Below are 12,187 nucleotides of genomic sequence, written 5' to 3' on the forward strand. Positions count from 1 at the left end.
ATGTAGGAGCGGGTTTACCCGCGAAAGGGCCAGATCAGGCGGCACAAAAAAAGGCGACCCTCTGAAGAAGGTCGCCTTTTTCATTCCTGGGCCAGGATCAGATCCCGTACTGCGCCCGGTAGGCCTCGACAGCCGGCAGATGCTGTTTCAGCTGTGGATCGTCAGCCAGGAACTCCAGCACCTGGGTCAGCGAAACAATGCTGACCACCGGGATACCGAAGTCGCGTTCCACTTCCTGGATCGCCGACAGTTCGCCATTGCCGCGCTCTTCACGGTTCAGCGCGATCAGTACACCAGCGGCCTTGGCCTGCTGGGCGTTGATGATCTGCATGACCTCACGAATGGCGGTACCGGCAGTAATCACGTCGTCGATGATCAGCACGTCACCGGCCAGCGGCGCGCCGACCAGGCTGCCACCTTCGCCATGGTCCTTGGCTTCCTTGCGGTTGAAGCACCATGGCACGTCCAGCTGATGCTGGTCGGCAAGGGCCACGGCGGTAGTCGCCGCCAAAGGGATACCCTTGTAGGCCGGGCCGAACAGCACATCGAACGGGATCTTGCTGTCGACGATGGCGGCGGCGTAGCAACGCCCCAGCTCAGCCAGTGCGGAGCCGGTGTTGAACAAGCCGGCATTGAAGAAATACGGGCTGGTACGCCCCGATTTCAGGGTGAATTCACCGAAACGCAGTACCCCGCGATCGATGGCAAAACGGATAAAGTCGCGCTGATACGGCTGCATGAATAGTCCCGGACACCACGGATTTAGCTAAATGGGTTGAGCTCGGGTATCATACACGCACGAGATTTTTGGGGCCATTTATGCGGATCATCAGTGTGAACGTAAATGGCATTCAGGCTGCGGCCGAGCGTGGTTTGCTCAGCTGGCTGCAAGCCCAGAATGCCGACGTCATCTGCCTTCAGGATACCCGCGCCTCGGCCTTTGAACTCGACGACCCAGCTTTCCAGCTCGATGGCTATTTCCTTTATGCCTGCGACGCGGAGGTGCCTGCCCAAGGTGGTGTGGCCCTTTACTCGCGCATGCAGCCCAAGGCAGTCATCACCGGCCTGGGCTTCGAGACAGCCGACCGCTACGGGCGTTACCTGCAAGCAGATTTCGACAAAGTCAGTATTGCCAGCCTGCTGCTGCCTTCGGGCATGAACGGCGACGAAGACTTGAACCAGAAATTCAAGTTGATGGACGACTTCGCCAAGTACCTGGACAAGCAGCGTCGCAAGCGTCGCGAATACATCTATTGCGGCTCGTTCTACGTGGCGCAGCAGAAGCTCGACATCAAGAATTGGCGTGACAGCCAGCAGTCGCCGGGCTTCCTGGCGCCAGAACGCGCCTGGATGGATGCCATCACTGGCGAGATGGGGTATGTCGATGCCTTGCGCGAAGTCAGCCGTGAAGGCGACCAGTACAGCTGGTGGCCGGACAACGAGCAGGCCGAGATGCTCAACCTGGGGTATCGGTTCGACTACCAGATCCTGACCCCGGGCCTGCGCCGCTTCGTGCGCAACGCTCGCCTGCCGCGTCAGCCACGCTTCTCCCAGCATGCGCCGCTGATCGTCGACTATGACTGGACGCTGACCATCTAAAAGGCCATTGGGGCTGCGTTGCAGCCCCAATGGTTATTTGATCGGCCGCCAGATCATCGGGTAGCGATAAGGCTTGCCCTCATTCGCCCGCACCGCCGCAATGATGATCAATATCATCACTGCCACCGTGAGCATGGCAAACAGCACCAGCCCGATAAACACGAACATCAGCAGGAAGCAGATGAACCCGGCAATGGTCACGCTGATCTGAAAGTTCAGCGCCTCTTTGCCCTGGGCGTCGATAAAAGGGTCTTGCTCGCGCTTGAGGTGCCATAGCACCAGCGGGCCCAGCAGGTGCCCAAGCGGCACTACCAGGCCCAACAGCGCGGAGAGGTGGCAGAACATCGCCCATTGCCGGATTTCGGCATTGGGCGGGGTGATCGACAGGTTCGAATCGCTCATGCCCCGCACCTCCTTGGCTGGTTTCAGTCAGCCAGTGCTGCCTGCTGCAGTTCGAAAATCTCGTTCATGCCCTTCTGCGCCAAAGCGAGCATGGCGTTGAAATCTTCCGGCTGGAACGGTGCGCCTTCGGCAGTACCCTGCACTTCGATGAAACCACCAGCGCTGGTCATGACCACATTCAGGTCGGTTTCGGCTGCGGAGTCTTCCAGGTAGTCCAGGTCGAGCACCGCTTCACCCTGGTACATGCCTACCGACACGGCAGCGATCATGTGCTTGAGCGGGTTGCCGCCCTTGAGGCCGCCGCGCTTCTTGATCACTGCCAAAGCGTCGCACAAGGCAACCATGGCGCCGGTGATGGACGCGGTACGGGTACCACCATCGGCCTGAATCACGTCGCAATCGACGTACAGGGTGATGTCACCGAGCTTGCTCATGTCCAGCGCGGCGCGCAGCGAACGGCCGATCAGGCGCTGGATTTCCAGGGTGCGGCCACCCTGCTTGCCACGGCTGGCTTCGCGCTGGTTACGTTCGCCGGTGGAGCGCGGCAGCATGCCATACTCGGCGGTCAGCCAGCCTTGGCCCTGGCCTTTGAGGAAGCGCGGTACACCGTTTTCAACGCTGACCGTGCAGATGACTTTGGTGTCACCGAACTCGACCAGTACCGACCCTTCGGCGTGCTTGGTGTAGTTGCGGGTGATGCGGATCGAGCGGAGCTGATCGGCAACGCGACCACTTGGACGTTTCATCTGGGATACCTGTACTGGGACTTTGAATCTGCCGAGCATTATAGAGCCCGCAGCCCGGGGAAGACATGCCTATTGTCGCGCCCGGCACAGCCCGTCGCCTTTTCCTACCGCAGTAGCCACCCGTCAGTAACATAGGCGGATTGGGCGCCACGGCGACACTGCGCTACAATCCTGCGCCTTGCAGCCGAGAGGCTCCCACCGTTCATTCATTACGCGAGGTACTCCCCATGGTGCACAGCATGACCGCTTTTGCTCGTGTCGAGCGCGCCGGCAGCCAAGGCACCCTGGTCTGGGAGCTGCGTTCGGTCAACCACCGTTATCTGGAGCCGCACCTGCGCCTGCCCGAGGCCCTGCGCGACCTCGAAGGCGGTGTACGTGAAGGCCTGCGCCAGGGCCTGTCACGCGGCAAGGTGGAATGCACCTTGCGCCTCAACGAAGACAGCAATGGCAAACCGCTGAAAGTGGACCATGAGCGCGCCGCGCAACTGGTTGCCGCCGCCGAGGAAGTGGCTGGCCTGATCAAGCAGCCGGCCCCCCTGAACCCGCTGGAAGTGCTGTCATGGCCAGGCGTGCTGGTGGCCGACACCAGCGACCCCCAGGCACTGAACGCCGAAGCCATGGCGCTGTTCGACGAAGCGCTGGCCGAACTCAAGGCCGGGCGCCAGCGCGAAGGCCAGGAACTGGCCCGGCTGATCAACGAACGCCTGGACAACATGGCCAGCGAAGTCACTACCCTGCGCGCCCTGGTGCCGCAGATGCTGGCGGCGCAGCGGCAGAAGATTCTCGACCGCTTCGGCGACATGCAAGCCGAACTGGACCCACAGCGCCTGGAGCAGGAGATGGTACTGCTGGCCCAGAAAAGCGACGTGGCAGAGGAACTCGACCGCCTCAGCACCCACGTCACCGAAGTGCGCCGCGTGCTCAAGGGTGGCGGCGCCGCAGGCCGACGCCTGGACTTCCTGATGCAGGAACTCAACCGCGAAGCCAACACCCTCGGCTCCAAGGCCTTCGACCCACGCAGCACGCAAGCGGCGGTCAACCTGAAGGTATTGATCGAACAGATGCGTGAACAAGTACAGAACATCGAGTAAGGCCACCCCGACCATGAACCACAGCAGCGGCACCCTCTACATCGTTTCGGCCCCCTCGGGTGCCGGCAAGACCAGCCTGGTCACCGCCCTGACCAAAGACGACCAGCAGATCCGCGTCTCGGTCTCGCACACCACCCGCGCCATGCGCCCGGGCGAGCAGCACGGGGTGAACTATCACTTCGTCGTCCACGAGGAATTCAAGGCGCTGATCGCGCAAGGTGACTTTCTGGAGCATGCCGAAGTGTTCGGCAACTTCTACGGCACTTCACGCAGCGCGCTGCAGCAGACCCTGGAACAGGGCTACGACCTTATTCTGGAAATCGACTGGCAAGGTGCACAGCAAGTGCGCAAGCTGATGCCACAGGCGCTGTCGGTGTTCATCCTGCCTCCAAGCCAGGAGGCGCTTCGCCACCGCCTGGACGGACGCGGGCAGGACAGCGAAGAGATCATTGCCGGGCGCATGAAGGAAGCGGTCAGCGAGATGGTGCACTACGACGAGTATGACTACGTGATCATCAATGATGATTTCGACACGGCGCTGGCAGACTTGAAAGCAGTGTTCCGCTCGAATCGGCTGCTGCTAAAGAAGCAGCAGCAGCGTCATGCGGCATTGCTCAAGCAAATGATCGGCTGAAGATCGATGGGGCTGCATTGCAGCCCTTCGCGGGCACGCCCGCTCCCACGGATTGATCACTGCCTTGAGGCTTGTGCCGCACCTGTGGGAGCGGGCGTGCCCGCGAAGGGCCGCTGAGCGGCCCCAATGGTTTAGTCCTGCAGCGGCAAGGTAGCCTGCTGACGCAGGGTAGCCCCGAGGAAGTACGCCGGCGCACGCATGCGCGACAGCATCATCAGGCCGATGCCAAGCACCGAGATGATCGCGGCAATCACGAACACCAGCCCCAGCCCGCCCACATGCGAGCCGCTGCCAAAGTCCGGCGAAGCACTGTCGATGGCGGTACGCACGAAGATCACCGACAAGATCACCCCACCCACCAGCGGGCACAGGCCGCGCATGATGAAGTGGCGCAGGCTGTCAAACAGGCTGTCGCGGAAATACCAGACGCAGGCAAACGCGGTCAGCGAATAGTAGAAGCAGATCATCATGCCCAGTGCAGTGATGGTATCTGCCAGTACGTTCTCGCTCAGCGTACGCATGGTCACGTAGAACAGGCCTGCGGCCACGCCGGCGCAGATGGTGGCATAGCGCGGCGTTTGCGAGCGCGGGCAGACGCTGGCGAACTTCTGCGGTACCGCACCGTAATAACCCATGGCCAACAGGGTGCGCGCCGGCGCCACGAAGGTGGACTGCAGCGACGCCGCCGTACTGGCCAGCACGGCGATGGACATCAGGATCGCCAGCGGCCCCATGACCGGGCCGGCCAGGTGGGCAAAAACGTTCTCCTGGATGCGCGGGTTGTTCAGGCCCAGACCCGTTTCACTGATACCGGCAAACTGCAGGGTGGCGATGGCGGTGAACAGGTACAGGCCCAGGATCAACATCACGGTCCAGGTAGCGGCCTTGCCCGGCACCTCTTCGCTGCCCACCGATTCTTCACTGACGGTCAGGCAAGTGTCCCAGCCCCAGAAGATGAAGATCGACAGTGACAGGCCAGCGGCAAAGGCCGAGAACGACTCGACACCGAACGGGTTGAACCAGGCGAAATCGAAGGCCAGCGGTGGCGGCGCGGTAGTGCCGCCGAAAGCGGCGAACGCAAAGCCGATCAACACCAGCAGCTGCAGGGCCACCAAGCCGTACTGCACGGTCATTGTGGTGGCGATACCCCGACAGCAAATCCACACTGCCAGGCCAATGAACACGCAGCAGGTAACGATATTGATCAACAGGTTGTCGGCCAACGCTGCCAGCTCATGCTTGCCGGTGATCTGGCCAAGGAACAGGTAGAAGAAATCCACCGCCACACCTGCCAGGTTCGACAGCACGATCGTGGTGGCAACCACCAGTCCCCAGCCGCCGATCCAGCCGATCATCGGGCCGAATGCACGCGCCGACCAGGTAAACGAAGTACCGCTGTCAGGCTCCGCCGAGTTCAGCTCGCGATAGCCCAGGGCCACCAGCAGCATCGGCAAGAAGCCCACGATGAACACGGCCGGCAGGTGGGCGCCCACCTCACGCACGGTAGGGCCAAGGGCGCCGGTCAGGGTATAGACCGGGGCGATGGTGGAAATGCCCAGCACCACGCTGGCCAGCAGCCCCAAGCGGCCCTTGGCCAGGCCTTTGCTGCGCTGAGTGTTGCCCGCGTCGGCCGCCACATCGGGTGGGCGGCCGGCTTCTGTGTAATTGCTCATGAGTATTTGCCGTAAATTTTGGAATTGTTTTAACAAGCCTTGGGTACAAGGCTCGCTTTCACTCATTGAAAGCTTGCTATCGGGGACGAGTCATCCGAGACCTTCGGCTGACGTCAGAATCATTCCTGCCGTAAGCCCTCCCGTGCTGCGTAGGCATTGCAGGCCTCGCGAAACGCCTGAAACAGGCGCAGCGAGACCGGGTTTTCGTTGAAGCGCCACTCCGGGTGCCACTGCACCCCAAGCACAAAGCCCGGCGCCGCAGGCATGGACACTGCCTCGATCAGGCCATCCGGGGCCCGTGCCTCGACGCGCAGGCCCGGGGCCAGACGGTCGATGCCCTGGCTGTGCAGCGAATTGACCTCGAACTGCGCCGCCAGGCCCAGGCGCTCGAACAACCCGCCAGGCTCGATACTGACCGAGTGGCGAGGGCTGTATTGCACCTCCAGGGGGGCATCCTCAGGTTCGCGGTGGTCAAGGTAGCCAGGCAGCTCCTGCACACGCTGGTGCAGGCTGCCGCCAAGGGCCACGTTCAGCTCCTGGTAGCCTCGGCAGATGCAGAATACGGGCACACCGACGGCAATGGCTGCCTGCAGCAGCGGCAGGGTCAGGCGATCACGCGCCAGATCATGCCGGGTACCCGCCACACTGGGGGCGCCATTGTAATGATGCGGCTCGATATTTGAAGGCGAGCCGGTAAAAACAATGCCGTGCAGGCGAGCCAGCAGCGCTTGCGTGTCGCTGCCGCCATCACGGGCCGGCAAGATCAGTGGCAAGCCGGCAAAGCCGGCCGCCTCGACATACTTGTCGCCGACCGTGTGCGAGGAGTTCTTCCCTACCTGCTGACGGCAGGCGCTGACACCGATCAAAGGGACCGCATTTGCGCTCATGGGCTTACACCGTGTGCAGGTACCAGTTGTACTCGAGATCGGAAATCGACACTTCGAACTCGGCCAGTTCGCTTTCCTTGCAGGCCACGAAGATATCGATGTAGTCCGGGCTGATGTATTGGTTGAGGACTTCGCTGTCATCCAGCGCGCGCAGGGCATCGCGCAGGTTGTTCGGCAGGCTTTGCTCCAGCTGCTCGTAGGAGTTGCCTTCGATCGGCGCCTCGGGCTCGACCTTGTTGGTCAGGCCATGGTGAACGCCGGCAAGGATCGCCGCGAGCATCAGGTACGGGTTGGCATCGGCGCCGGCTACACGGTGCTCAAGGCGCACGTTTTCGCTGCTGTCGGTGGGCACGCGTACGGCCACGGTGCGGTTGTCCAGGCCCCAGCTCGGCGCATTGGGCACGTAGAACTGCGCACCGAAGCGGCGGTAGGAGTTGATGTTGGGGCACAGGAAGGCCATCGACGCCGGCATGGTTTCCAACACGCCACCGATGGCGTGGCGCAGCGTATCGCTTTGCAGCGGATCGTCACTGGCGAAGATGTTCTTGCCGGTTTTCTTGTCCAGCAATGAAATGTGCACATGCAGGCCGTTGCCTGCCTGGCCCGGGTAGGGCTTGGCCATGAAGGTGGTGTCCATTTCATGGTCGTAGGCGATGTTCTTGATCAGGCGCTTGAGCAGGATCGCGTAATCGCAGGCCTTCAGCGGATCCGCCACGTGGTGCAAGTTGACCTCGAACTGCGCCGGGGCGCTTTCCTTGACGATGGCGTCGGCGGGCAGGCCCTGTTCCTTGGCAGCTTCGAGCATGTCCTGCAAGCAGTCAGCGTACTCGTCGAGGTCGTCGATCAGGTACACCTGGGTCGACTGCGGGCGCTTGCCGGAGATCGGCGAGCGCGGCGGCTGCGGGCGGCCGTTGAGGTTGTCCTGGTCGATCAGGTAGAACTCCAGTTCGAACGCGGCGCAGATAGTCAGGCCCAGGTCGTCGAACTTGCTCACCACCTGGCGCAGCACTTCACGCGGGTCGGCGAAGAACGGCTGGCCATCCAGCTCGTGCATGGTCATCAGCAGCTGGGCGGTGGGGCGCTTTTGCCACGGCTCGTCCGACAGCGTGCCGGGGATCGGGAAGCAGATGCGGTCGGCGTCGCCGATGTCCAGGCCAAGGCCGGTGCTTTCGACAGTGGAACCGTTGATATCAAGGGCGAACAGCGATGCGGGCAGGTTGATGCCCTTCTCGTACACCTTGTGCAGGCTGGCCCGCTCGATGCGCTTGCCACGTACCACGCCATTCATGTCGGAGATCAGCAGGTCTACGTACTGCGTGTCCGGATGGGCCTGGAGGAAGTCATTCATCTCGCTGGAAGAACTGGCGCACGGGGTTACCGACGTCATGGTGTACATCCTTTGATGTGCTGCGGCGATGTGGGGATACGGCTGGCGCCTCACGGGCGACGATGGTTGCAGCTGTTGTTGTTTTCACTTTCCCATCGTGGGGACTGGTTACCCGACCGGGCGCATTGATTCCGGGGGGCCGTTTCACTATAAAATGGCCCAGACGCAACAGACATTGGCAATTTGGCAAGCAGAGCGTGCATCAATGCAATATCAGATAACCCACGCAGACCTCTCTCTGGTCCTGGCACTGGAACGTGGCCGCTCGCTGGCCAAAGCCGCCGAACTGCTCAAAGTCGACGTTTCGACCGTGTTCCGCTCGATCCGCCGATTGGAGTCGGCGCTGGGCACCGCCTTGTTCGTCAAGAGCCGAAAGGGCTATCTGCCGACTGACACCGCCCAGGCCTTGGCCGAGCAGGCCGAACGTGCCGAGCAGGCGCTGGAAGCAGCGCGCATTGCCATGACCAGTGGCGAGCAAGTGGTCAGCGGCACGGTGCGCCTGACCTGCACAGAGGCGGTGATGCACAGCCTGTTGCTGCCCGCACTGGCCGAGTTCATGTCCAACTACCCGGCCTTGTCGCTGGAGATGGGCACCTCCAACACCTTCGCCAACCTCAGCCGGCGCGACGCCGACATCGCCCTGCGCCTGACCAATACGCCACCGGAGCACCTGGTGGGCCGCAACCTGGGTTCGACCTCCTATGTGGTCTGCGGCCAGCCACAGTGGCGCGAGCGCCTGAGCGAGTCCCCCGCCAGCGTGCCGTGGATCGCACCAGACGACTCGATGCAGGACCACCCTACGGTGGTCTGGCGCAACCAGCAACACCCGGGCCTGAGCCCGCGCTACCAGTGCAGCAGCATGTCGACCATCGCCCAGTTGGTAATGGCCGGCCTGGGCGTGGCAGCACTGCCGGACTACATGGTGCATGCGCTGCCCGGGGTGGATGCACTCAGCGGCCCCCTGCCCGGCTGCGACACTCAGTTGTGGTTGCTGACCCGGCCGGATTGCCGGGCGTTGCGCTCGGTGCAAACCTTGTTCGAAGAGCTGACCCCGCGGTTGCGTGACGCGATGCTCTGAGGTTATCGTCAGGCTCATGCACTGAGGGTGTCTGTTCCGGCCCTTTCGCGGGTAAACCCGCCGCTACAAGCTACGCGGCCCCTGTAGGAGCGGGTTCACCCGCGAAGAAGGCAGCGCAGGGTTTGCAGCTACCGCCCGGCAAAACAGCGCTTCCCTATTGGCTGGTGAATTTTTATACTATCGAGTCCGCCTGCCCATTAATGGGCTGCACGCCCACCGCAATTGCTACTGAGGAAGACCATGGCCCGCGTAACTGTTGAAGACTGCCTGGAACACGTGGATAACCGCTTTGAGCTGGTCATGCTCTCGACCAAGCGCGCTCGCCAGCTGGCGACCGGCGGCAAAGAGCCACGCGTTGCGTGGGAAAACGACAAGCCAACCGTTGTTGCCCTGCGTGAAATTGCCGAAGGCATCGTCACCAACGAGTTCATCGCCGCTGAAGAGATCGTCACCGAGGATCCGGTGTTCGCCGCGTTCGAGGACGAGAACAACGAGGCTGTCTGATTGATGCCAGGTCGACGTCGTACGGCGCAAGGCCCTCTTCCTCGGCAGGAGGTGAACCCATGCCGGGTATAGAAGCCTTGGCCGAACGGCTTTCGACCTATCTTGGCCCCGAACAGGTCAACCTGGTTCGGCGTGCCTATTTCTACGCCGAACAGGCCCACGATGGGCAACGCCGCCGCAGCGGCGAGCCCTACGTGACCCACCCGCTGGCCGTAGCCAGCATCCTCGCCGACATGCACATGGACCATCAAAGCCTGATGGCGGCCATGCTGCATGATGTAATCGAAGACACCGGCATCGCCAAGGAAGCTCTCAGCCAGCAGTTTGGCGAGACCGTGGCCGAACTGGTCGATGGGGTCAGCAAGCTGACCCAGATGAATTTCGAGACCAAGGCCGAGGCGCAGGCGGAAAACTTCCAGAAGATGGCCATGGCCATGGCCCGCGATATCCGCGTGATCCTGGTCAAGCTGGCCGACCGCCTGCACAACATGCGCACCCTGGAAGTGCTGTCTGGCGAAAAACGCCGGCGCATCGCCAAGGAAACCCTCGAGATCTACGCCCCCATCGCCAACCGCCTGGGGATGCACACCGTGCGCGTAGAGTTCGAAGACCTTGGCTTCAAGGCCATGCACCCGATGCGCTCGTCGCTGATTCATCGTGCAGTGAAGAGCGCGCGCGGCAACCGCAAAGAGATCGTCGCCAAGATCGAGCACTCGCTGGCCAACTGCCTGGCCGCCGACGGCATCGAGGGCGAGGTCAGCGGTCGGCAGAAACACCTCTATGGCATCTACAAGAAGATGCGCGGCAAGCGCCGTGCCTTCAACGAGATCATGGACGTGTATGCCTTCCGCATCATCGTCGACAAGGTTGACACCTGTTACCGCGTGCTCGGCGCCGTACACAACCTGTACAAGCCGCTGCCCGGACGCTTCAAGGATTACATCGCGATCCCCAAGGCCAACGGCTACCAGTCGTTGCACACCACCCTGTTCGGCATGCACGGCGTGCCCATCGAAATCCAGATCCGCACCCGCGAAATGGAAGAGATGGCCAACAACGGCATCGCCGCGCACTGGCTGTACAAATCAAACGACGACGAGCAGCCCAAGGGCAGCCACGCGCGCGCCCGTCAGTGGGTCAAGGGTATCCTTGAACTGCAGCAACGTGCCGGCAACTCCCTGGAATTCATCGAGAGCGTGAAGATCGACCTGTTCCCGGACGAGGTCTACGTGTTCACGCCCAAAGGCCGGATCATGGAGTTGCCCAAAGGCTCCACGGCCGTCGACTTCGCCTACGCGGTGCACACCGACGTCGGCAACAGTTGCATCGCGTGCCGCATCAACCGCCGCCTGGCGCCGCTGTCCGAACCGCTCCAAAGCGGCTCGACAGTGGAAATCGTCAGCGCCCCGGGCGCTCGGCCAAACCCGGCCTGGCTCAACTTTGTGGTCTCGGGCAAGGCACGCACGAATATCCGCCACGCGCTCAAGCAACAGCGCCGCTCGGAGTCCATCAGCCTGGGCGAGCGCCTGCTGAACAAGGTACTCACTGGCTTCGACAGCAGCCTGGAGAAAATCCCCCAGGAACGCATCCAGTCTATTCTCGCCGAGTACCGCCTGGAGCTGATAGAAGACCTGCTCGAAGACATCGGCCTGGGCAACCGCATGGCCTACGTGGTCGCGCGCCGCCTGCTGTCGGCCGAAGGCGAACAGCTGCCGGCGCCAGAAGGCCCACTGGCGATCCGCGGCACCGAAGGCCTGGTGCTCAGCTACGCCAAGTGCTGCACGCCGATCCCGGGCGACCCGATTGTCGGCCACCTGTCGGCAGGCAAGGGCATGGTCGTGCACCTGGAGAACTGCCGCAACATCAGTGAAATCCGCCACAACCCCGAAAAGTGCGTGCAACTCTCCTGGGCCAAGGACATCACTGGCGAGTTCAATGTCGAACTGCGTGTCGAACTGGAACACCAGCGCGGGCTGATCGCCCTGCTGGCCAGCAGCGTCAACGCCGCCGACGGCAACATTGAGAAGATCAGCATGGACGAACGCGACGGCCGTATCAGCGTGGTCCAACTGGTGGTCAGCGTGCACGACCGCGTGCACCTGGCGCGTGTGATCAAGAAGCTGCGTACCCTGACCGGTGTGGTCCGCATCACCCGCATGCGTACGTAGTCCGCCAACCGCAAGGAG

12 protein-coding genes are annotated in these 12,187 nt (G+C 62.2%); 6 read left to right on the forward strand and 6 right to left on the reverse strand.

All coding sequences use genetic code 11. From position 1 onward, the window contains the following. Positions 1 to 97 precede the first annotated feature (97 nt). Entirely contained in the window at positions 98 to 739 is a 642-nt protein-coding gene (gene pyrE / locus ACI7M0_RS26160; protein WP_003253405.1) for an orotate phosphoribosyltransferase, read from the reverse strand. A gap of 80 nt (positions 740 to 819) precedes the next feature. On the opposite strand from pyrE, the gene ACI7M0_RS26165 reads away from it, so the two are divergent. After that, a complete protein-coding gene (locus ACI7M0_RS26165) occupies positions 820 to 1,599 on the forward strand; it encodes an exodeoxyribonuclease III (protein ID WP_003253401.1) in 780 nt (259 codons plus the stop codon). A 33-nt stretch (positions 1,600 to 1,632) separates the two neighbouring features. On the opposite strand, the gene ACI7M0_RS26170 is transcribed toward ACI7M0_RS26165, so the two are convergent. Next, complete coding sequence (locus ACI7M0_RS26170; protein ID WP_003253399.1) at positions 1,633 to 2,001, reverse strand: DUF4870 domain-containing protein; 369 nt, start codon at positions 1,999 to 2,001, stop codon at positions 1,633 to 1,635. Between the two features lie 23 nt (positions 2,002 to 2,024). After that, the gene (rph, locus tag ACI7M0_RS26175; protein ID WP_003253397.1) at positions 2,025 to 2,747 is read right to left on the reverse strand and encodes a ribonuclease PH; all 723 of its coding nucleotides are present in this window, start codon (positions 2,745 to 2,747) and stop codon (positions 2,025 to 2,027) included. 227 nt (positions 2,748 to 2,974) lie between these two features. Between rph and ACI7M0_RS26180 the strand changes: the two genes are divergently transcribed. Both ACI7M0_RS26180 and gmk read left to right on the forward strand, forming a co-directional pair. Continuing rightward, entirely contained in the window at positions 2,975 to 3,838 is an 864-nt protein-coding gene (locus ACI7M0_RS26180) for a YicC/YloC family endoribonuclease (RefSeq protein WP_010955794.1), read from the forward strand. A 13-nt stretch (positions 3,839 to 3,851) separates the two neighbouring features. After that, positions 3,852 to 4,472, forward strand: coding sequence for a guanylate kinase (gene gmk, locus ACI7M0_RS26185; RefSeq protein ID WP_129931879.1), 621 nt, complete (start codon positions 3,852 to 3,854; stop codon positions 4,470 to 4,472). Between the two features lie 131 nt (positions 4,473 to 4,603). Here gmk and ACI7M0_RS26190 read toward each other — a convergent pair whose 3' ends face one another. The 3 genes from ACI7M0_RS26190 to ACI7M0_RS26200 all read right to left on the reverse strand — a co-directional run bounded on the left by ACI7M0_RS26190 (position 4,604) and on the right by ACI7M0_RS26200 (position 8,419). Then, positions 4,604 to 6,145: an APC family permease gene (locus tag ACI7M0_RS26190; protein WP_129931878.1), complete on the reverse strand. Its 1,542-nt coding sequence runs from the start codon at positions 6,143 to 6,145 to the stop codon at positions 4,604 to 4,606. 119 nt (positions 6,146 to 6,264) lie between these two features. Then, positions 6,265 to 7,032, reverse strand: a complete 768-nt coding sequence (locus ACI7M0_RS26195) for a gamma-glutamyl-gamma-aminobutyrate hydrolase family protein (protein WP_020192234.1) — start codon at positions 7,030 to 7,032, stop codon at positions 6,265 to 6,267. 4 nt (positions 7,033 to 7,036) lie between these two features. Then, a complete protein-coding gene (locus tag ACI7M0_RS26200; RefSeq protein ID WP_129931877.1) occupies positions 7,037 to 8,419 on the reverse strand; it encodes a glutamine synthetase family protein in 1,383 nt (460 codons plus the stop codon). 205 nt (positions 8,420 to 8,624) lie between these two features. On the opposite strand from ACI7M0_RS26200, the gene ACI7M0_RS26205 reads away from it, so the two are divergent. From ACI7M0_RS26205 to spoT, 3 genes are all read left to right on the forward strand, one after another. Then, on the forward strand, positions 8,625 to 9,497 hold the full coding sequence (locus ACI7M0_RS26205; protein ID WP_003253385.1) for a LysR family transcriptional regulator: 873 nt from the start codon (positions 8,625 to 8,627) through the stop codon (positions 9,495 to 9,497). Positions 9,498 to 9,737: 240 nt separating this feature from the next. After that, positions 9,738 to 10,001, forward strand: a complete 264-nt coding sequence (gene rpoZ, locus ACI7M0_RS26210; protein ID WP_003253383.1) for a DNA-directed RNA polymerase subunit omega — start codon at positions 9,738 to 9,740, stop codon at positions 9,999 to 10,001. 59 nt (positions 10,002 to 10,060) lie between these two features. Next, positions 10,061 to 12,169, forward strand: a complete 2,109-nt coding sequence (spoT, locus tag ACI7M0_RS26215) for a bifunctional GTP diphosphokinase/guanosine-3',5'-bis pyrophosphate 3'-pyrophosphohydrolase (protein WP_010955800.1) — start codon at positions 10,061 to 10,063, stop codon at positions 12,167 to 12,169. The last annotated feature ends 18 nt before the right edge of the window (positions 12,170 to 12,187 follow it).

It is taken from the genome of Pseudomonas sp. 10(2024) (genome assembly GCF_045164175.1).
In the GTDB taxonomy this organism is placed as follows: Bacteria; Pseudomonadota; Gammaproteobacteria; order Pseudomonadales; family Pseudomonadaceae; genus Aquipseudomonas; species Aquipseudomonas alloputida.